This is a genomic window from Bacillus sp. A01H (assembly GCF_045277205.1).
Taxonomy (GTDB): Bacteria; Bacillota; Bacilli; order Bacillales; family Bacillaceae_G; genus Bacillus_A; species Bacillus_A paranthracis.
In genome coordinates this window covers 5,350,298-5,369,555 of sequence record NZ_CP117702.1, presented here as the reverse complement: position 1 = coordinate 5,369,555, position 19,258 = coordinate 5,350,298, and the positions used below count along the sequence as shown (strand labels likewise).

The window sequence follows — 19,258 nt, the reverse complement described above, 5'->3', positions numbered from 1 at the left end:
TTATATATGGTAAAATACTTTGGGCACTTGGAAATAGGGTTTCACATATATGTGGATAAGGCGCATTTTTCTTAGAAAAAATATAAGAGAAATGCGCCTTTCGTATATTCACATTTCTTTTGTTCTATTGTAATGTACGCTATGATAAAAGGAAGGAAATAGAGAAAAGGGGTGGGTTTAGATGAAACGAGTATTATTTGTTTGCACTGGAAATACATGCCGTAGTCCGATGGCTGAGGCGTTACTGCGCCATTATGGAGAAGGTAAGTTTGAAGTGCAATCTGCTGGTGTTTTCGCCTATCCTGGAAGTGATGCGTCGGTACATGCAAAGGAAGCTTTAGCTGAAAAGGGAATTGCAATCGATCATGCTTCGCAGCAGGTAAACGAAGCCTTAATTGATTGGGCAGATATTGTAGTAACAATGACGGAAAACCATAAGGAACTTATCCTTGGGCATTATCCGAGTGTTGAAGGGAAAGTAGATACATTATATGGAGTAACTGAGGGGATGAGTAAGGATATTTCAGATCCGTTCGGCGGATCTCTCTCTATTTATAAAGAAACATTAGAAGAGATGGAAAAACTTGTACAAACTTTACTGAAAAAACATTCAGAAGGTTGATGTTTCGTGTATAATACGATATTGGAGATCACTTCGTCCCATTAAAGGATTAAGTGAGAATGAAGATAATGGATTGAAACTTTGGAGGGGTAAAAATGAAAGTAGTAGTAGCATCTGATCACGGCGGTATGAATATCCGTAAAGAACTTGTAAGTTTATTAGAAGAGTTAAATATTGAATATATTGATTTAGGTTGTGAATGTGAAGCTGGTTCTGTTGATTACCCTGATTTTGCGTTTCCAGCAGCGGAAATGGTAGCAAATGGCGAAGTAGATCGTGGTATCTTAGTTTGTGGGACAGGCATCGGTATGTCAATTGCTGCAAACAAAGTAAATGGTATTCGTTGTGCGTTAGTTCATGATACTTTCAGTGCGAGAGCAACGAGAGAGCATAACGATACAAACATGTTAGCAATGGGCGAGCGTGTAATTGGTGCTGGTCTAGCACGCGACATCGCAAAAATTTGGTTAACAACTGAATTTGAAGGCGGCCGTCACGAAAACCGCGTAGGAAAAATTAAAACATACGAAGCAAAGTAATAGATTCTAACTAGAAGCAGTAGGAAATATAATTTGGTGAACCAACCTGTGAAAGGAAGAGGCGTAATGACAGAAATCGTAAAGGTAAGAGAACAGCTACAAATTTCGCTTTCTGATTTCCAAGAACAAGCTTCATTACAAAGTGGTCAAATTTTTGTAGTGGGGTGTAGTACGAGCGAAGTGCTAGGAGAAAGAATTGGGACATCAGGAACAATGGAAGTAGCAGAGGCGATTTTTTCTGAGTTAAAACAATTTCAAGAACAAACAGGTATTGAGTTGGCGTTTCAATGTTGTGAGCATTTAAACCGTGCTTTAGTAGTTGAGAAAGAGTTGGCGATGAAATATCAATTTGAAATTGTAACAGTTACGCCTGTTAGATCAGCAGGTGGTGCATTAGCAACATATGCTTATCACAATTTGAAAGATCCGGTAGTAATTGAGTTTATTAAAGCAGATGCGGGAATGGATATTGGTGATACATTTATCGGTATGCATTTAAAGCACGTAGCTGTTCCGGTTCGTACTAGTGTGAAGGAAATTGGAAGTGCACATGTAACGATGGCAACAACACGTGGAAAGCTAATTGGTGGAGCACGTGCTGTTTATGCGGCGAAGGAAGAGACTATCACTTGCCGTTAAAGTTATGAATAAGGTATGTTGTCTGACTTTATTATAGAAGAAAGAAAAGACCGATTTTCGGTCTTTTTTTTCTTTTATGATATAGAAAGTCATGTTAGAATGTAGTTGAAAACATGAAGGTTCGAAAGAATTACAACCTGAATTTTCGTTTTTTCTGAATAAATAAGAAAAAACTGTTGGGAATCGATGTAATTCGTTCAGAAAAGGGGGATTTTGGTGGATCATTTAAAACGTCAAGATGAAAAGGTATTTGCTGCAATTGAGGCAGAACTAGGAAGACAGCGTTCGAAGATTGAGTTAATTGCTTCGGAAAACTTCGTAAGTGAAGCAGTAATGGAGGCGCAAGGTTCTGTTTTAACGAATAAGTATGCTGAAGGATATCCTGGGAAACGTTACTATGGTGGTTGTGAACATGTAGACGTAGTAGAAGATATCGCACGTGATCGCGTAAAAGAAATTTTCGGCGCAGAGCACGTAAATGTTCAACCGCATTCTGGTGCACAAGCGAACATGGCAGTATACTTCACGATTTTAGAGCAAGGCGATACAGTACTTGGTATGAATTTATCTCATGGTGGTCACTTAACACACGGAAGCCCTGTTAACTTCAGTGGAGTACAATATAATTTCGTAGAATATGGCGTGGATGCTGAATCTCACCGTATTAATTACGATGATGTATTAGCAAAAGCGAAAGAACATAAACCAAAATTAATCGTTGCAGGTGCAAGTGCGTACCCTCGTGTTATCGATTTCAAACGATTCCGTGAGATTGCAGATGAAGTGGGCGCATACTTAATGGTTGATATGGCACACATCGCTGGTTTAGTAGCGGCTGGTTTACATCCAAATCCAGTGCCACATGCACATTTCGTTACAACAACAACACATAAAACATTACGTGGTCCACGTGGTGGTATGATTTTATGTGAAGAGCAATTTGCAAAACAAATTGATAAATCAATCTTCCCTGGTATTCAAGGTGGTCCACTTATGCACGTAATCGCTGCAAAAGCTGTTGCGTTTGGTGAGGCACTTCAAGATGATTTCAAAACATATGCACAAAATATCATTAACAATGCGAACCGCTTAGCTGAAGGTCTTCAAAAAGAAGGACTTACACTTGTTTCTGGTGGAACAGACAATCACTTAATCCTAATTGATGTTCGTAACCTAGAAATCACAGGTAAAGTAGCAGAGCACGTATTAGACGAAGTTGGTATTACAGTGAACAAAAATACAATTCCATTTGAAACAGCAAGCCCATTTGTAACAAGTGGTGTACGTATCGGTACAGCAGCTGTAACATCTCGTGGTTTCGGTTTAGAAGAAATGGATGAAATTGCGTCACTTATTGCTTACACATTAAAAAATCATGAAAATGAAGCTGCATTAGAAGAAGCGCGTAAGCGTGTAGAAGCGTTAACGAGCAAATTCCCAATGTATCCAAATCTATAATAGATTGAAGAAGACTGCTGAGACATAATTGTTTTGGCAGTTTTTTTGTGGACATATATTGTTCTTTAAGTATGTATACAAATGATGAATAAATTTTGGCGATATAATGAAGGATACAGCTCCCATAATTGGTAAAGATACTAGATAGATTCATCGGAAATCATGACTTTTCCAAATTTGCCCTTGAATATTAGTAGCGTTTTCTTTACAATCGTAAATAGTGTAAAAAAGCGTGCAAACGCATGAATATCATCTAAAGGAGAGATTCACATGGGAAAACTGTATGTATTTGATCACCCGTTAATTCAACATAAGATTACATATATTCGCGACAAGAATACAGGTACGAAAGATTTTCGTGAATTAGTGGACGAAGTAGCAAGCTTAATGGCTTTTGAAATTACTCGCGACCTTCCACTTAAAGACATTGAAATTGAGACTCCTGTAAGCAAAGCGACAACAAAAGTGATCGCTGGTAAAAAACTTGGTTTAATTCCGATTTTACGTGCAGGTTTAGGAATGGTTGATGGAATTCTGAAATTAATTCCAGCAGCAAAAGTAGGACACGTTGGCTTATACCGCGACCCTAAAACATTGCAACCGGTAGAATACTATGTGAAACTTCCAACGGATGTAGAAGAGCGTGACTTTATCGTACTAGATCCGATGCTAGCAACAGGTGGTTCTGCAGCTGAAGCAATTAACTCTCTGAAAAAGCGCGGCGCAAAACAAATTAAATTAATGTGTATCGTTGCAGCTCCAGAAGGAGTAAGAGTAGTACAAGAAGAACATCCTGATGTTGATATTTATGTAGCAGCATTAGATGAGAAATTAAATGACCACGGATATGTAGTACCAGGTCTTGGTGATGCTGGTGACCGTTTATTCGGAACGAAGTAAGACAACTGACGAGCAGGGGGATTCCTCAGCTCGTCTTTTTTTGATGTAAGCAAGTAGGGGAGGGGAGAGGATAAATATACATAGTATATACAACATAAGTTGCATACACATCACATATAATATAGAAGTCTTACGTCTAAAGAGCACTATATTATGGAAGGAAAGCGTTATATCGTAAAAATATAATAGTGACAAACTTGTGAACATTTCCTTCTATTATAAAGAGAAAACTGTTAGAAATTTCATATCTCTAACCAGTATTTAGAAGGGGAACGTTTTCATTTTTGGGAGGAAATGACTAATACTCAAATTTTTTGATTTTTTACGATTTCTCGTTGACACTGTTAATACCCTATTGTATGCTAACAACGGGGATAGATGGTAGGGCTTTCAGTGACAAAAATACATCTATTCCGTGACGAAAATGTAAACTTTTTATTTTGTATAGGATTTATGCAAAAAAATGAGTTATTATTAACACATCGTGAATGAGGGCTACATATTGGAGGGATGAATCCTTGCAAAAAAACGATCGCAGCCATATAAAAGCTTATGCTTTAATGTCAGGTATTCTTGCTCAGTTAGTCGGTTCTATTCTTGTTGGGATCTTTGGTGGGCAGTGGATTGATAATAAGGTTGGAACGTTTCCATTGTTTCTTATTATAGGGTTATTACTCGGATTAGGAACAGGGGTATACGCAATGATTCGACTCATTCGACATTACTATTCGGGAGAGCAATGATGATAGACGTACATGGACTTGTCCAAAGACAAAAGAAATATATGTACTACTTGCTTGCGCTTCTAGTGCTAGGATGGGGATTCACCTCTTACAAGGATGTATTTCTTGGACTGATTATCGGAACGATTTTCAGTTTTCTTAGTTTGCGCATCATTGCACGTAGGACAGACAAGCTGTTGGATCGCGTGACAAATGGAGAAAACGTGAAGTTTAAGGCGACAGCGGTAAGTACATATTCAAGATTCGCCACGATTGGGTTATTAATTTTATTTGCAGCCAAATATCAAGAGTTAATTGCGATGTGGGGCTTAGGTGTAGGATTGCTGACAGGATACCTTGTCATGATCATAGATTTTCTTTATTTAGAGTATAAGAGCAGGGAAGAGAGGTGAATTACTAGTGGAACACGGTAAATTAGTTGAATTTCTAGGTTTAACGTTCGATTTGTCATCAGTTATGATGGTTACTGTAGCAGCAGTTATTGTTTTCTTAATCGCTGTTATCGGAACTCGCAGCTTAGCTCTTCGCCCAACAGGAATGCAAAACTTCATGGAATGGGTGTTTGACTTCGTGAAAGGGATTATCAATAGTACGATGGACTGGAAAACAGGTGGACGTTTCTTAACGCTTGGCGTTACGCTTATCATGTTTATCATCGTATCGAACTTCCTTGGTTTACCATTCATGTATTCAGCAACTGAAGCTGGCGAACATATTGCATGGTGGAGATCACCAACGTCTGATCCAGCAGTTACATTAACATTAGCCGTGATGGTAGTTACCCTCACCCATTATTATGGAATTAAGATGAAGGGTACGAAAGAATACGTAAAAGGTTATTTCCAACCTATGAAATTCTTATTCCCATTAAAGGTTATTGAGGAGTTTGCTAACACATTAACGTTAGGTCTTCGTTTATTTGGTAACATTTATGCAGGTGAGATCTTATTAGGATTACTTGCTAAACTGGGCGGAGCATCATTCCTTGGAGCATTAGGTGCACTTGTGCCGATGTTAGCATGGATGGGATTCAGTGTATTCGTTGGATCAATCCAAGCATTTATTTTCGTTATGTTAACGATGGTTTATATGGCTCATAAAGTAAGTCATGACCATTAATATAATTTAAGTAAGAAAAAATTTATTTTTTTATAATACAAAGGAGGACAAATTAAATGAGTTTAGGTGTAATCGCAGCTGCAATTGCAATTGGTTTATCAGCATTAGGTGCAGGTATTGGTAACGGTCTTATCGTATCACGTACAATCGAAGGTGTTGCTCGTCAACCAGAATTAAAAGGCGCACTTCAAACAATTATGTTCATCGGGGTTGCTTTAGTTGAGGCACTTCCAATCATCGGTGTAGTTATTGCATTCATCGTAATGAACAAATAAGGGAGACTCCCCTTACATAGATGGCGAAGAGTGTTTTTCCGAACTTTCTTCGCCATTGCTTTATGAACGAAACGTATGTCTTTTTTTTTCATATGATCAATTTAGATATTTTGAAGGGAGTGAATCCTTGTGCCAACTTTATTATTAGGGGCTGCCATTCCATTTGGAACGATTGCTTATACATTGTTCATTTTCTTACTTCTATTAGTAATGCTACGCAAATTCGCGTGGGGTCCTTTAATGGGGATTATGAAAGAACGTGAAGAGCATGTTACTAATGAAATCGACGCTGCAGAAAGAAGTAACGCTGAAGCGAAGAAGTTAGTAGAAGAACAACGTGAAATGTTAAAACAATCACGTGTTGAAGCACAAGAGTTAATCGAAAGAGCGAAAAAACAAGCTGTAGATCAAAAAGATGCTATTGTTGCTGCTGCGAAAGAAGAAGCAGAATCAATTAAAGCATCTGCTGTACAAGAAATTCAACGCGAAAAAGAGCAAGCGATTGCTGCTTTACAAGAACAAGTTGCTTCTTTATCTGTTCAAATTGCTTCTAAAGTAATTGAAAAAGAATTAAAAGAAGAAGATCAAGTGAAGTTAATTCGCGATTATATTAAAGAAGTAGGAGAAGCGCGATGAGCAATGGGATTGTAGCAAAACGTTATGCTGTCGCTCTTTTTAAAATTGCTAAAGAAAAACACGTATTAGAAATGTTTGAAGAGGAATTACGCCTTGTACAAAACGTTTATATAAAGAACGGAGAACTACATAGCTTTTTAACGCAACCGAACATTTCAAAGGAACAAAAGAAAACGTTTCTTGCAAACGTATTCGGGTCTGTTTCTGAATCTATTTTAAATACGTTATATATTTTAATTGATAACAAGCGCATTGATATCTTACCTGAAATTGCAGATGAATATGTTGTTCTTGCTAATGAAGAACGTAACGTAGCGGACGCAACTGTATATTCTACTCGTCTTCTATCGGAAGAAGAGAAGCTTAACATTGCAGAAGCATTTGCAAAGAGAACAGGAAAAGATGCAATTCGCGTAAAAAATGTTGTAGATGAAGATTTACTAGGCGGCATTAAAGTACGTATTGGAAATCGCATTTATGACGGAAGTTTACAAGGAAAATTAGCACGTATTCAGCGTGAATTAATGAAGAATAGATAGGGGTGAAGCACATGAGCATCAGAGCTGAAGAAATTAGCGCACTGATAAAGCAACAAATCGAGAACTATCAGTCTGAAATCGAAGTTAGTGATGTTGGTACAGTTATCCAAGTTGGTGACGGTATCGCGCGTGCTCATGGTCTTGATAACGTTATGGCTGGTGAACTTGTAGAGTTCTCTAACGGCGTTATGGGACTAGCACAAAATTTAGAGGAAAACAACGTAGGTATTATCATTTTAGGACCTTACACAGAAATCCGTGAAGGTGACGAAGTTCGTCGTACTGGTCGCATCATGCAAGTACCAGTAGGAAAAGAACTAATTGGTCGTGTTGTAAACCCATTAGGTCAACCAGTTGATGGTTTAGGCCCAATCAATACAACAAACACTCGTCCAATCGAAAGTCCAGCACCAGGTGTAATGGATCGTAAATCTGTTCATGAGCCACTTCAAACAGGTATTAAAGCGATTGACGCTCTTGTACCAATTGGCCGTGGTCAACGTGAGTTAATCATCGGTGACCGTCAAACAGGTAAAACAGCAGTTGCACTAGATACAATCATTAACCAAAAAGATGAAGATATGATTTGTATTTACGTAGCTATCGGACAAAAAGAATCAACTGTACGTAACGTAGTAGAAACACTACGTAAGCATGGTGCATTAGAGTACACAATCGTTGTAACTGCATCTGCTTCTCAACCAGCTCCATTATTATACCTAGCTCCTTACGCTGGTGTAACAATGGGTGAAGAGTTCATGTACAATGGTAAACACGTACTAGTAGTATATGATGACTTATCAAAACAAGCAGCAGCTTACCGTGAGCTGTCATTACTATTACGTCGTCCTCCAGGTCGTGAAGCTTACCCAGGGGATGTATTCTACTTACATTCTCGCTTATTAGAGCGTGCAGCAAAATTAAGTGATGCAAAAGGCGGCGGTTCTTTAACTGCACTACCTTTCATCGAAACACAAGCAGGGGACGTATCAGCTTACATCCCAACAAACGTAATCTCAATTACGGATGGACAAATCTTCTTACAATCTGACCTATTCTTCTCTGGCGTACGTCCAGCGATCGATGCGGGTACTTCTGTATCTCGTGTAGGTGGATCTGCTCAGATTAAAGCAATGAGTAAAGTATCAGGTACACTTCGTCTTGACCTTGCATCTTACCGTGAGTTAGAAGCGTTCGCTCAGTTCGGTTCTGACCTAGATAAAGCAACTCAAGCGAAACTAAACCGTGGTGCTCGTACTGTTGAGGTATTAAAACAAGGATTACACAAACCGTTACGTGTAGAGAAACAAGTTATCATTCTTTACGCTTTAACACGTGGATTCCTAGATGATATCCCAGTAGTAGATATCACTCGTTTCGAAGAAGAATTCCATGCTTGGTTAGATTCTAATGCGACTGACTTATTAGAAGAAATCCGCACAACTAAGAAACTTGCGGATGACGACAAATTTGCAGCAGCAATTAACGGATTTAAAAAAGTATTCGTAGCTTCTGAATAATAAAAAGTGAAGCCGACTGTTTAGCCCCATCGGCTAAGAGGCGGAGCTAGATAATATATAAAGGCATCTCAATTTCTGAGATTGCTGACGGTTATGTAAAGGAAAAGAGTAGGTGCACCTATTCTTTTCCTTCAATCATGAGCAAGAATATCTTGCAACGTAGATTAGGAAGAGGATTCTTACTAATCGTGCCAACTTCCGGAAAAAAGGTGGTGAAAACCTGTGGCATCTTTACGCGATATAAAAGCGAAGATTAACTCGACAAAGAAAACGAGTCAAATTACGAAAGCGATGGAGATGGTATCTGCATCTAAGTTAAACCGTGCAGAGCAAAATGCTAAATCTTTCGTTCCGTATATGGAAAAGATTCAAGAAGTAGTAGCGAGCATTGCGCAAGGAAGTAAAGGAATTAATCATCCAATGCTAAATGCGCGTCCTGTAAAGCGTACAGGATACATCGTTATTACATCTGATCGCGGACTAGCAGGTGGTTATAACAGTAACGTATTACGTACAGTAAGTAACGTAATTCGTGAACGTCATAATATGGATTCAAACCAATATTCAATTATTGTGCTTGGACGACTAGGACGTGATTATTTAAAACGTCGCGGCTTTAACATCATTGATGAAGTAGTTGGATTATCTGACCACCCATCATTTACTGATATTAAAGACCTTGCTTCTCGAGCAATTGCGATGTTCGCAGATGGTGCTTATGATGAGCTGTATATTTACTACAACCATTACGTAAGTAAAATTTCACAAGAAGTAACGGAAAATAAAATTTTACCGCTTACTGATGTGGCGTCTGATAAACCGACGACAGCTTATGAATTCGAACCTTCTGAAGAAGAAATTTTAAAAGTACTATTGCCACAATACGCAGAAAGCTTAGTGTACGGTGCATTACTAGACGGTAAAGCAAGTGAGCACGCAGCGCGTATGACAGCAATGAAGAGTGCTACAGACAACGCAATGGAAGTTATCGATTCACTTACACTTTCATTCAACCGTGCGCGTCAGGCAGCGATTACGCAAGAAATTACGGAAATCGTTGGTGGAGCAGCAGCGTTAGAATAGTAATAAAAAGCGTAGGCGGTTCGTTCAGAATGAGAGGGGGATGGAGCTTTTGACGTAGAGGCGATTTGTGCCTCGCAGGAAAAAGCGAAGCCACCGAACATTCTAACCGCTGGAGCTAGATTCAATAAAAAGCGTAGGCGGCTCTGTCAAAAGAGTCGCGTAAGCTATAAACTAATAAAAAATGAAAAGCTAGCTGCTCGTAGAAAGTTAGCTAATTAAAAGAAAGCTAGGAGGGAACCCGATGAATAAAGGGCGCGTTACGCAAATCATGGGTCCGGTTGTAGACGTTAAGTTTGATGGCGGAAAGCTACCAGAAATCTACAACGCCCTTACGGTAAAACAGAGCAACGAAAACGGTGAACTTAACTTAACATTTGAAGTTGCACTTCATTTAGGTGATGATACAGTTCGTACAGTTGCGATGTCTTCCACAGATGGACTTGTTCGTGGCACAGAAGTAGAAGATACTGGTAAAGCAATCTCTGTACCAGTTGGTGATGCAACACTTGGTCGCGTATTTAACGTATTAGGTGATGCTATTGACTTAGATGGTGAGGTTCCTTCGGATGTACGCCGTGATCCAATTCACCGTCAAGCACCTGCATTCGAAGAATTATCTACTAAAGTAGAAATTCTTGAAACTGGTATTAAAGTAGTAGACTTACTTGCTCCTTACATTAAGGGTGGTAAGATCGGTCTATTCGGTGGTGCCGGTGTAGGTAAAACAGTATTAATTCAGGAGTTAATCAACAACATCGCACAAGAGCACGGTGGTATCTCTGTATTCGCTGGTGTAGGTGAGCGTACTCGTGAGGGTAATGACTTATACCACGAAATGAGCGATTCTGGCGTAATTAAGAAAACTGCGATGGTATTCGGACAAATGAACGAGCCACCTGGAGCACGTCAACGTGTTGCATTAACAGGCTTAACAATGGCTGAATATTTCCGTGATGAGCAAGGACAAGACGTACTTCTGTTCATCGATAATATCTTCCGTTTCACGCAAGCAGGTTCTGAAGTATCTGCCCTTCTTGGCCGTATGCCATCTGCGGTAGGTTACCAACCAACACTTGCAACAGAAATGGGTCAATTACAAGAGCGTATTACATCTACAAATAAAGGGTCTATCACGTCTATCCAAGCGGTATATGTACCAGCCGATGACTATACTGACCCAGCACCAGCTACAACGTTCGCTCACTTAGATGCAACAACAAACTTAGAGCGTCGTTTAACACAAATGGGTATTTACCCAGCCGTAGATCCATTAGCATCTACATCTCGTGCACTTTCTCCAGAAATCGTAGGAGAAGAGCATTATGAAGTGGCTCGTCAAGTACAGCAAACTTTACAACGTTACAAAGAGCTTCAAGATATCATTGCTATCTTAGGTATGGATGAGTTATCTGAAGAAGATAAGTTAGTTGTACATCGTGCTCGTCGTATTCAATTCTTCTTATCTCAAAACTTCCACGTAGCGGAGCAGTTTACAGGTCAAAAAGGTTCTTACGTACCTGTAAAAGACACAGTTCGTGGTTTCAAAGAAATTCTAGAAGGAAAATATGATGACCTTCCAGAAGATGCATTCCGCTTAGTTGGTGGCATTGAAGAAGTTATTGAAAACGCGAAGAAAATGATGGCGTAAGGCCTTAGGAGGGACGAAGTATGAAGACATTTCCAGTCAGTATTGTAACTCCTGATGGACCGGTTTACGAAAAAGAAGTAGAAATGGTAAGTGTAAAAGCAGAGAGTGGGGAAATGGGGATTTTACCAGGTCACATTCCAACTGTTGCACCATTAAAAATTAGTGCAGTTCGTCTGAAAAATGGTGGACACACTGATTATGTAGCGGTAAGTGGTGGCTTTATCGAAGTTCGTCCAGATAAAGTAACTGTATTATCATCATCTGCTGAAGAAGCAAACCATATCGATATCCATCGTGCAAATGAAGCGAAGCGTCGTGCTGAGCAACGTCTGCAAGATAAACAAGCACATGTTGACTTTAAACGTGCAGAAATGGCATTACAACGCGCTGTGAACCGTTTAAACGTTTCCGATATGAAATAAAAAAATCCGTAAAGGCAAAGCCTTTACGGATTTTTTTATGTAGTTAATGGATAATTTTACAAAAATGGTATAATTATATTGGTGCTCGTATAAGTAGAGAATGTACAACAATTTATAAAGGGGATGAATAAATGATCGGTGAAATGAAGCGAGAAGCATTGCACTCTTTAAAAGGAAAATGGGGACTAGGTGTTGGATCAACGATTTTATATCATATTGTAAGTTACGTCGTTTCAATGGCTGTAATGCTTATAGTATTAATTCCAGGAGTTATAATATTTATTTTAGCATCTATTTTAACTGGTTCAATTGAAGAAGAAACAATGGCAATTGGAGCTGCTATTACGTTTGGGGTTTTTTACTGCCTTATGATAATTTTAAGTTATGCGGCTTATGGCATTACCACATATGGTCATACGAATTTGTTTCTACAAATAAGCAAACGAGAAGATGCTAGAGTGGATTATTTATTTGAAGGATTTCGTGGCTTTAAAAGAATGATGAAAACAATGTGGGCTATGCTTGCAATTTTGTTATATACAGGTATATGGGTTCCGATGTTAGGAACGATTGTATTTGGGCTATTAGGTTTTCTTGATGAGAATGCAAATCCATCATTTATAATTGTTTTCTTTATTTTATTAGCTATTTCGTTTATTGTAATGGCTATTTTGTATTTTTCATATTCGATGACATATTATGTGATGGTTGAAAAACCGGAATACAGTGTTTCGCAAGCAATGAAAGAAAGTAAGAATCTGATGAAGGGGCATAAATTAGATCTATTTCTTTTATGGCTAAGCTTTATAGGGTGGGCTATTTTAGCGATTTTTACACTTGGAATAGGTTTTCTATGGCTTAGTCCGTACGTGAGTACAACGACAGCGCATTTTTACCGCTATATTTCAAAAGATGAATTGTAGTAGGAACATGCTATACTAATAGAGTTATTGTGTATAGGAGGTTACGTATGATTGGTGATTTAAAAGGAGAAGCATTAGATTCATTAGAAGGGAAATGGGGATTAGCTGTCGGGGCGACATTACTTATTTCAATTCTAATCATGATTTTTAGTTTTAGTATTGAGTGGGGATTTTCTTCAATTTTTGATTGGAAAGAAACGAAAAATTCAATTTCAATAAATATCATTACATTTTTTGTTACTGGGCCTTTAACTTTAGGTGGATATTATCTTGCTTTAAATATCCTTCGTGAAAAGCAAGCTAGTATCGGTAATGTGTTCATTTGGTTTTCAGAGGGAAAGAGATTTTTAAAGTCATTTTTATTATATTTATTAGTAAATTTTTATCTTTTCTTATGGACGTTACTGTTCATTATCCCAGGCATTATTAAATCATTTTCTTATGCGATGACGTACTTTATTATAAATGATCACCCGGAGTATTCTATAAATCAAGCGATTACAGAAAGCCGTCGTATGATGGATGGACATAAGATGGAGTATTTCATTTTATGTTTGAGTTTTATTGGTTGGTTTATATTAAGTTGTATTACACTCGGGATTGGATTCTTATGGCTAATTCCATATTTTTATACGACGTCAGCAGCTTTTTATGAAGAGATTGCAGAGGAATATTACGAAAAAAAAATTCCGACATTATAAAGTGAGTCGGACACTCTGCGTCGATGAATAGCTGTGTAGTCCGCAAATAGCATGATAAAAACACCTAGTATGAGTTATTGGTTCATACTAGGTGTTTTTTGTAGAAATTTTATAAATTGATGACTAGTAAGTGGTTTACTGAAATAGTAACCTTGCATATATTTACAGTTGTTCTTTTGTAGAAACTTAAGTTGTTTTTCTGTTTCAATTCCTTCAGCAACGACAGATAGGTTTAACGTATTTGCAAGGGAAAGGATAGTGGACACGATGGCTCTCTCTTCAGGTCGATGATCAGCTAGTTGTGTAAATTCTCTCGGTACTTTTAATGTATCGATAGGGAAAATAGATAAATAAGCGAGAGAAGAATAGCCGGTGCCGAAGTCATCAATGGACGTTTGAATACCATATTCCTTTAATTGTTTTAGCTTGGATAACGTTTCCTTTTCATCGATCATTGCAATTCGTTCTGTTAATTCAAGTGTTACATCTTTTGGATCGACTTTAACGTTTGTTATTATTTGTAAAATGTTCTCGATTAAATTATTTTGCTGGAACTCTTTAGCTGATAAGTTAACACTTATTTTTAAATCTTTGTAGCCAAAAGTATGCCATATTTTTAGCTGACGACAAGATTCATTTAATACCCAATGACCAAGTGGAATGACTTGAGGAGTCTCCTCTACAATTGGAATGAACTCACATGGCGGAATGTCACCTAGGAGTGGGTGTTTCCAGCGTAGTAATGCTTCAGCACCAATAATCTTTTTCGTCGTAATATCAATTTGTGGTTGATAGACGAGATAAAATTCTTCGTTTACTAAAGCGAGTGGTAAATCTTTTTCAATTCGGGCTTTTCGTTCCGTTTTTTTATACAATTCTTTCGTGTACAGAGAGCTACCATTTTTTCCTTTATTTTTTGCTTCGTACATGGCCATATCAGCATGTTGTAAAATTGATAACGGATCTTCACCTGCTTCAGGATATATTGCAATCCCGATGCTCGGTGAGATTTGTAAATGTTGATTTTCAATTTCGAATGGTTCGTACATGGCTGCTACAATTGTATCAGCTATTTTTTTTACGTCTGGCCTCTTTTTATAATTTTCGATAAGGATTGTGAACTCATCTCCAGCTAATCGGGCAAGCTTCATATTTGGTGTCGCTATACTTTCGAGTCTTTTTGCTACTGCAATTAATAGAAGGTCTCCTACCCTATGACCGAGGGTATCGTTAATAACTTTAAAGCGATCTAGGTCAAGAAACATAACAGCAAAAGGCATTTTTGATATTTTGGATCGCGCAATTGCTTGTTCTACATATTGATGAAATGCACGTCGATTTGCAAGCTCTGTTAGTGTATCATGATATGCTAAAAAATTAATTTGTTCTTGTTGTTGTTTGCTTTCCGTAATATCTTTAATCATTAAATAAACTCCGGAAATATGATCCTTTAAAAAGATAGGAACAGCTGTCACATGCAAGTAGTAAATATCTCTATTTTGATGATATGCCCGTATTTCTAAAGAAATAGATTTCCCCTTTTTTACGCGATGAAAGGCATTAATGATTTCTTCCAAATCTTCTTCATACGTAAGTGAATAGTAGGGCTGATTTAATAATTCATTCGTTTGATAACCGAGTAAAGTCGTACCAGCGTTATTCACGTTAAGAAAATTACCGTATAAATCTAATGTGAAGATTGGATCTGGATGATGCTCGTATAAAGATTTAAACATTTGTTGGTTATGATACAGTTCATTTTTTTGTTCTACTAAATCTTCTGTACGCAGTTCAATTTGTTTTTCGAGTTCTGAGTTGAATTGCATTTGGGCTAATAATAATATTTTATTTTGTTTTCGAACTAAACTATGGCGTATGAGAACGAAGGAGAAAGTTATCATAAGCCCAATTACTACAATAGGCGCGAAAACATATTCGACTAATATGAAAACAATAAGCATTACGACAGAAATATAAGGTAATGATAATCTGATCGCTTCCCCAAATTTAGGTGTTAATAGCACTTGTTCTTGTTTTTCAGGTTCTTTTGTATGGATAATACATGCGATTGCTACTAGTACTAAAGTTACTTGATAAAGAGGAGTAACTGTAAACATAGAATACTCGGGTATGAAGTATTTGATATAAGCATAAATCGCATCTGTAGTAGCATATAAAAGTAAAGCACTGCCAAGAAGTGCGCCAACCTTTTTGGATAATAAAGATAAAGGCTTGAATAACAGATTAATTCCTATGAGGAAAAAGAGTAAATCGGTCATTGGATAAGTAAGTTGAACAAATATGTCGATATAGGATGTTGAAGAAATGTGAATGGTTCTTTCAATAAGTAAGTAGTAACTTAAAGTGAATTGTGCTGTAACAATAATACAAATATCACATATCATAAAAAGCTTTTCTAATAAATCTCGGTTATAAATGATTTCATATAGAAAGGCGAATGCAAAGCTAATTAAAAAAAGTAAATAAAAAAAGTCGGACGGATCAACGAATGTATAGTAGTCCTTTAAAATTAAACGTTGATAGGCAACGACGATATCCCCGATGAAATAAGAGAGAGTTCCAACGCATAATATCGTCCAAAATAAACGAGGTAACCCTTCTTTCATATTTGAAAAATAAAGTATATAACTACAAGCGATAATATCAATGAATAAAGTACTCATTCCAATTAATATTTGAAAGGGAAATGAGTATTCATATAGAAAAGGCATTGCCACGTAATGAATTACTATAGATAGCAATGTAATGCTTATAAGAATACTTACATGTGTTTGTTTTTTCATCTATCTCACCCACGGTATATACATATAAATTCCTCTTTTGTATTTTTTATAGTTTCTTAAAAAACATATATAACCTATATACTTATTTTGCGCAAGTATAGCAAGTTATAAAAACAGATTTTAATAATTCTCGTTTCTGTCCCCAACATATCGACATAGGAATTTGAAGTTTGCTATAATGATTAAAATAGTTGCATTATTTAGAAAAATTTAAAAATAATAATTACTGCAACTAGGACATATTGTTTACTAAGTGAACTTGTTCTTAATTTAGGGGGGAGGGTTTCACAATGGCAAGTGTATATGAAAATAGTTATATGATCGTTTTGATTTTCTTGCTATTAGGCATATTGCTGCCGGTAGTGGCTCTTACATTAGGAAGGATGCTGCGCCCAAATAAACCAAGTGCAGCGAAAGCGACGACGTATGAGAGCGGGATTGAGCCTTTTCATGATGCGAATATTCGGTTTCATGCTCGTTATTATATTTTTGCTTTATTGTTTGTCATCTTTGATGTAGAAACTTTATTTTTATATCCATGGGCTGTTGCATATGACAACCTCGGTTTATTTGCACTGATTGAAATGCTCATCTTTGTTGTAATGTTGCTAGTTGGATTAGCGTATGCTTGGAAAAAGAAGGTGTTACAATGGTTATAAATTTTGAGGAATTACATCCAAATGAGCGAGCGGAATTAGAACGAAATATCTTTTTTTCTACATTGGAACAGTTGAAAGGATGGGCGAGAAGTAATTCTTTATGGCCGATGACATTCGGACTGGCATGCTGTGCAATTGAAATGATGGGAGTAGGTTCATCACATTATGATTTAGATCGATTTGGGTCATTTTTTCGGACTTCACCAAGGCAATCGGACGTTATGATTGTGTCGGGAACGGTAACGAAGAAGATGGCTCCTATTGTTCGGCGCTTATATGACCAAATGCCTGAACCGAAATGGGTTATTGCAATGGGATCTTGTGCGACAGCAGGTGGTCCATATGTAAATTCGTACGCTGTTGTGAAAGGTGTAGATCAAATTGTGCCAGTTGACGTGTATATCCCTGGTTGCCCACCAAATCCTGCAGCTTTAATTTATGGAATTAATAAATTAAAAGAAAAAATTCGTTACGAAGCAAAGACTGGAAAGCAGGTGACGAATAAATGAGTGATCCTAACAAAGACTTAGAGGATTTAAAAAGAGAAGCGGCTAGGCGTGCGAAAGAAGAGGCGAGAAAGCGCCTTGTTGCGAAACATGGTGTGGAAATAAGTAAACTTGAGGAAGAAAATCGCGAAAAAGAGAAAGCGCTACCAAAAAATGACGATATGACTATAGAAGAAGCAAAACGACGTGCAGCCGCGGCGGCAAAAGTAAAAGCAGCGGCGTTAGCGAAACAGAAAAGAGAAGGAATAGAAGAAGTAACGGAAGAGGAAAAGGCCAAAGCGAAGACGAAGGCGGCAGCCGCGGCAAAAGCGAAAGCAGCGGCGTTAGCAAAGCAAAAAAGAGAAGGAACAGAAGAGGTAACGGAAGAAGAAAAGGCCAAAGCAAAGGCGAAGGCAGCAGCCGCAAAAGCGAAAGCAGCGGCGTTAGCGAAGCAAAAAAGAGAAGGAACAGAAGAAGTGACGGAAGAGGAAAAGGCCAAAGCAAAGGCGAAGGCAGCAGCGGCTGCAAAAGCAAAAGCAGCGGCGTTAGCGAAACAAAAAAGAGAAGGAACAGAAGAAGTGACGGAAGAAGAAAAGGCCAAAGCAAAAGCGGCGGCGTTAGCGAAACAAAAAAGAGAAGGAACAGAAGAAGGAACAGAAGAAGAAAAGGCCAAAGCGAAGACGAAGGCAGCAGCGGCTGCAAAAGCGAAAGCGGTGGCGTTAGCGAAACAAAAAAGAGAAGGAACAGAAGAAGAAAAGGCCAAGGCGAAAGCAGCAGCCGCCGCAAAAGCAAAAGCAGCGGCGTTAGCGAAGCAGAAAAGGGAAGGGACAGAAGAGGTGACGGAAGAAGAAAAGGCCAAGGCGAAAGCGAAGGCTGTGGCGGCCGCAAAGGCAAAAGCAGCGGCGCTAGCGAAGCAGAAAGCATCGCAAGGTGATGGGGATTCGGGGGATGAAAAGGCGAAGGCAATTGCAGCAGCGAAGGCAAAAGCGGCAGCGGCTGCAAGGGCGAAGATGAAGGGTGCTGAAGGTAAGAAGGAAGAGGAAGCGAAGCAGGAAGAGCCATCTGTGAATCAACCGTATTTAAATCAGTATGTTGAAGTTATTAAGGGAAAAGTAGGAGAGGGTGCTTTAGTAGATTGCTACATTAATAAACTTTCCAAAGATGTACCAACTCTTGTAGTGGAGCCCTCAAAATATTATGAAGTAATGGAGTTACTGCGATTCCATGAGGGACTTGCATTTGATTATATGTCAGAGCTACATGCGACGGATTTTATGACACATATGGAAGTGTATGTTCATTTATTTTCATATGGAAAGAAGCAGTCAGTAGCGGTGAAGGTGAAGTTGGATAAGGAAGCACCGCAAGTGGAATCGGTGACAGCGCTTTGGAAAGGGGCAGATTGGCCAGAGCGGGAAGCGTATGATTTGCTTGGTATCGTATTTAAGGGGCATCCGAATTTATCACGTATTTTAATGCCTGATGATTGGGTAGGGCACCCGCTTAGGAAAGATTATGAACCGTATGATGTGGAGGTGTAGCT

At 38.3% G+C, this 19,258-nt stretch carries 22 protein-coding genes; 21 read left to right on the top strand and 1 reads right to left on the bottom strand.

The features are described from left to right. The first annotated feature begins 181 nt into the window (after positions 1–181). From PSR14_RS28565 to PSR14_RS28480, 18 genes are all read left to right on the top strand, one after another. Complete coding sequence (locus PSR14_RS28565; protein WP_000832385.1) at positions 182–622, top strand: low molecular weight protein arginine phosphatase; 441 nt, start codon at positions 182–184, stop codon at positions 620–622. 95 nt (positions 623–717) lie between these two features. Continuing rightward, complete coding sequence (gene rpiB, locus PSR14_RS28560) at positions 718–1,161, top strand: ribose 5-phosphate isomerase B (protein ID WP_000869919.1); 444 nt, start codon at positions 718–720, stop codon at positions 1,159–1,161. Positions 1,162–1,227: 66 nt separating this feature from the next. Beyond that, entirely contained in the window at positions 1,228–1,800 is a 573-nt protein-coding gene (locus PSR14_RS28555) for a TIGR01440 family protein (RefSeq protein WP_000136362.1), read from the top strand. A 216-nt stretch (positions 1,801–2,016) separates the two neighbouring features. Then, the gene (glyA, locus tag PSR14_RS28550; protein ID WP_000349817.1) at positions 2,017–3,258 is read left to right on the top strand and encodes a serine hydroxymethyltransferase; all 1,242 of its coding nucleotides are present in this window, start codon (positions 2,017–2,019) and stop codon (positions 3,256–3,258) included. A gap of 270 nt (positions 3,259–3,528) precedes the next feature. Continuing rightward, positions 3,529–4,158 carry a uracil phosphoribosyltransferase gene (gene upp, locus PSR14_RS28545; protein ID WP_074532646.1) on the top strand — a complete coding sequence of 210 codons (630 nt, stop codon included), beginning with the start codon at positions 3,529–3,531 and terminating at the stop codon, positions 4,156–4,158. A 378-nt stretch (positions 4,159–4,536) separates the two neighbouring features. Beyond that, a complete protein-coding gene (locus tag PSR14_RS28540) occupies positions 4,537–4,650 on the top strand; it encodes a DUF4024 domain-containing protein (protein ID WP_000232961.1) in 114 nt (37 codons plus the stop codon). 26 nt (positions 4,651–4,676) lie between these two features. Then, on the top strand, positions 4,677–4,901 hold the full coding sequence (locus tag PSR14_RS28535) for an AtpZ/AtpI family protein (protein WP_001171223.1): 225 nt from the start codon (positions 4,677–4,679) through the stop codon (positions 4,899–4,901). Then, positions 4,901–5,293: an ATP synthase subunit I gene (locus PSR14_RS28530; RefSeq protein WP_000567600.1), complete on the top strand. Its 393-nt coding sequence runs from the start codon at positions 4,901–4,903 to the stop codon at positions 5,291–5,293. The genes PSR14_RS28535 and PSR14_RS28530 overlap by 1 nt, the downstream gene beginning before the upstream one ends. Positions 5,294–5,300: 7 nt before the next feature. After that, positions 5,301–6,020: a F0F1 ATP synthase subunit A gene (gene atpB, locus PSR14_RS28525; RefSeq protein ID WP_000399870.1), complete on the top strand. Its 720-nt coding sequence runs from the start codon at positions 5,301–5,303 to the stop codon at positions 6,018–6,020. Between the two features lie 56 nt (positions 6,021–6,076). Further along, on the top strand, positions 6,077–6,295 hold the full coding sequence (gene atpE / locus PSR14_RS28520) for a F0F1 ATP synthase subunit C (RefSeq protein WP_000052064.1): 219 nt from the start codon (positions 6,077–6,079) through the stop codon (positions 6,293–6,295). A 129-nt stretch (positions 6,296–6,424) separates the two neighbouring features. Next, a complete protein-coding gene (gene atpF / locus PSR14_RS28515) occupies positions 6,425–6,931 on the top strand; it encodes a F0F1 ATP synthase subunit B (protein WP_001142617.1) in 507 nt (168 codons plus the stop codon). Further along, positions 6,928–7,470 (top strand): F0F1 ATP synthase subunit delta, encoded by a 543-nt coding sequence (atpH, locus tag PSR14_RS28510; protein WP_061131872.1) that lies wholly within the window; start codon positions 6,928–6,930, stop codon positions 7,468–7,470. The genes atpF and atpH overlap by 4 nt, the downstream gene beginning before the upstream one ends. Positions 7,471–7,481: 11 nt before the next feature. After that, the gene (atpA, locus tag PSR14_RS28505; protein WP_000027518.1) at positions 7,482–8,990 is read left to right on the top strand and encodes a F0F1 ATP synthase subunit alpha; all 1,509 of its coding nucleotides are present in this window, start codon (positions 7,482–7,484) and stop codon (positions 8,988–8,990) included. 222 nt (positions 8,991–9,212) lie between these two features. Then, the gene (gene atpG / locus PSR14_RS28500; protein ID WP_000157696.1) at positions 9,213–10,073 is read left to right on the top strand and encodes a F0F1 ATP synthase subunit gamma; all 861 of its coding nucleotides are present in this window, start codon (positions 9,213–9,215) and stop codon (positions 10,071–10,073) included. Between the two features lie 241 nt (positions 10,074–10,314). Continuing rightward, positions 10,315–11,721, top strand: coding sequence for a F0F1 ATP synthase subunit beta (gene atpD / locus PSR14_RS28495; RefSeq protein WP_001032592.1), 1,407 nt, complete (start codon positions 10,315–10,317; stop codon positions 11,719–11,721). A 20-nt stretch (positions 11,722–11,741) separates the two neighbouring features. Then, positions 11,742–12,143: a F0F1 ATP synthase subunit epsilon gene (gene atpC / locus PSR14_RS28490; RefSeq protein WP_000847211.1), complete on the top strand. Its 402-nt coding sequence runs from the start codon at positions 11,742–11,744 to the stop codon at positions 12,141–12,143. Between the two features lie 131 nt (positions 12,144–12,274). After that, positions 12,275–13,066, top strand: coding sequence for a DUF975 family protein (locus PSR14_RS28485; RefSeq protein ID WP_000578798.1), 792 nt, complete (start codon positions 12,275–12,277; stop codon positions 13,064–13,066). 47 nt (positions 13,067–13,113) lie between these two features. Beyond that, on the top strand, positions 13,114–13,767 hold the full coding sequence (locus PSR14_RS28480) for a DUF975 family protein (protein WP_048557346.1): 654 nt from the start codon (positions 13,114–13,116) through the stop codon (positions 13,765–13,767). Positions 13,768–13,841: 74 nt separating this feature from the next. Here PSR14_RS28480 and PSR14_RS28475 read toward each other — a convergent pair whose 3' ends face one another. Continuing rightward, positions 13,842–16,571 (bottom strand): bifunctional diguanylate cyclase/phosphodiesterase, encoded by a 2,730-nt coding sequence (locus PSR14_RS28475; protein WP_098486901.1) that lies wholly within the window; start codon positions 16,569–16,571, stop codon positions 13,842–13,844. A 290-nt stretch (positions 16,572–16,861) separates the two neighbouring features. Here PSR14_RS28475 and nuoA point away from each other — a divergent pair, with 290 nt between their 5' ends. The 3 genes from nuoA to PSR14_RS28460 are packed head-to-tail and all read left to right on the top strand — an operon-like array spanning position 16,862 to position 19,256. Next, positions 16,862–17,230: an NADH-quinone oxidoreductase subunit NuoA gene (gene nuoA / locus PSR14_RS28470; RefSeq protein WP_000179275.1), complete on the top strand. Its 369-nt coding sequence runs from the start codon at positions 16,862–16,864 to the stop codon at positions 17,228–17,230. Continuing rightward, positions 17,221–17,739 (top strand): NADH-quinone oxidoreductase subunit NuoB, encoded by a 519-nt coding sequence (gene nuoB, locus PSR14_RS28465; protein ID WP_000236331.1) that lies wholly within the window; start codon positions 17,221–17,223, stop codon positions 17,737–17,739. Before nuoA ends, nuoB begins: the two co-directional genes overlap by 10 nt. Beyond that, positions 17,736–19,256: an NADH-quinone oxidoreductase subunit C gene (locus PSR14_RS28460; protein WP_098486902.1), complete on the top strand. Its 1,521-nt coding sequence runs from the start codon at positions 17,736–17,738 to the stop codon at positions 19,254–19,256. Before nuoB ends, PSR14_RS28460 begins: the two co-directional genes overlap by 4 nt. Positions 19,257–19,258: the final 2 nt, after the last annotated feature.

Bases quoted from the DNA above. Each gene is read 5' to 3' on its own strand.
- PSR14_RS28565 (WP_000832385.1), top strand. From the start codon at position 182: ATGAAACGAGTATTATTTGTTTGCACTGGAAATACATGCCGTAGTCCG.
- rpiB (WP_000869919.1), top strand. From the start codon at position 718: ATGAAAGTAGTAGTAGCATCTGATCACGGCGGTATGAATATCCGTAAA.
- PSR14_RS28555 (WP_000136362.1), top strand. From the start codon at position 1,228: ATGACAGAAATCGTAAAGGTAAGAGAACAGCTACAAATTTCGCTTTCT.
- upp (WP_074532646.1), top strand. From the start codon at position 3,529: ATGGGAAAACTGTATGTATTTGATCACCCGTTAATTCAACATAAGATT.
- PSR14_RS28540 (WP_000232961.1), top strand. From the start codon at position 4,537: ATGGTAGGGCTTTCAGTGACAAAAATACATCTATTCCGTGACGAAAAT.
- PSR14_RS28530 (WP_000567600.1), top strand. From the start codon at position 4,901: ATGATAGACGTACATGGACTTGTCCAAAGACAAAAGAAATATATGTAC.
- atpE (WP_000052064.1), top strand. From the start codon at position 6,077: ATGAGTTTAGGTGTAATCGCAGCTGCAATTGCAATTGGTTTATCAGCA.
- atpH (WP_061131872.1), top strand. From the start codon at position 6,928: ATGAGCAATGGGATTGTAGCAAAACGTTATGCTGTCGCTCTTTTTAAA.
- atpA (WP_000027518.1), top strand. From the start codon at position 7,482: ATGAGCATCAGAGCTGAAGAAATTAGCGCACTGATAAAGCAACAAATC.
- atpD (WP_001032592.1), top strand. From the start codon at position 10,315: ATGAATAAAGGGCGCGTTACGCAAATCATGGGTCCGGTTGTAGACGTT.
- atpC (WP_000847211.1), top strand. From the start codon at position 11,742: ATGAAGACATTTCCAGTCAGTATTGTAACTCCTGATGGACCGGTTTAC.
- PSR14_RS28485 (WP_000578798.1), top strand. From the start codon at position 12,275: ATGATCGGTGAAATGAAGCGAGAAGCATTGCACTCTTTAAAAGGAAAA.
- PSR14_RS28480 (WP_048557346.1), top strand. From the start codon at position 13,114: ATGATTGGTGATTTAAAAGGAGAAGCATTAGATTCATTAGAAGGGAAA.
- PSR14_RS28475 (WP_098486901.1), bottom strand. From the start codon at position 16,571: ATGAAAAAACAAACACATGTAAGTATTCTTATAAGCATTACATTGCTA.
- nuoA (WP_000179275.1), top strand. From the start codon at position 16,862: ATGGCAAGTGTATATGAAAATAGTTATATGATCGTTTTGATTTTCTTG.
- nuoB (WP_000236331.1), top strand. From the start codon at position 17,221: ATGGTTATAAATTTTGAGGAATTACATCCAAATGAGCGAGCGGAATTA.
- PSR14_RS28460 (WP_098486902.1), top strand. From the start codon at position 17,736: ATGAGTGATCCTAACAAAGACTTAGAGGATTTAAAAAGAGAAGCGGCT.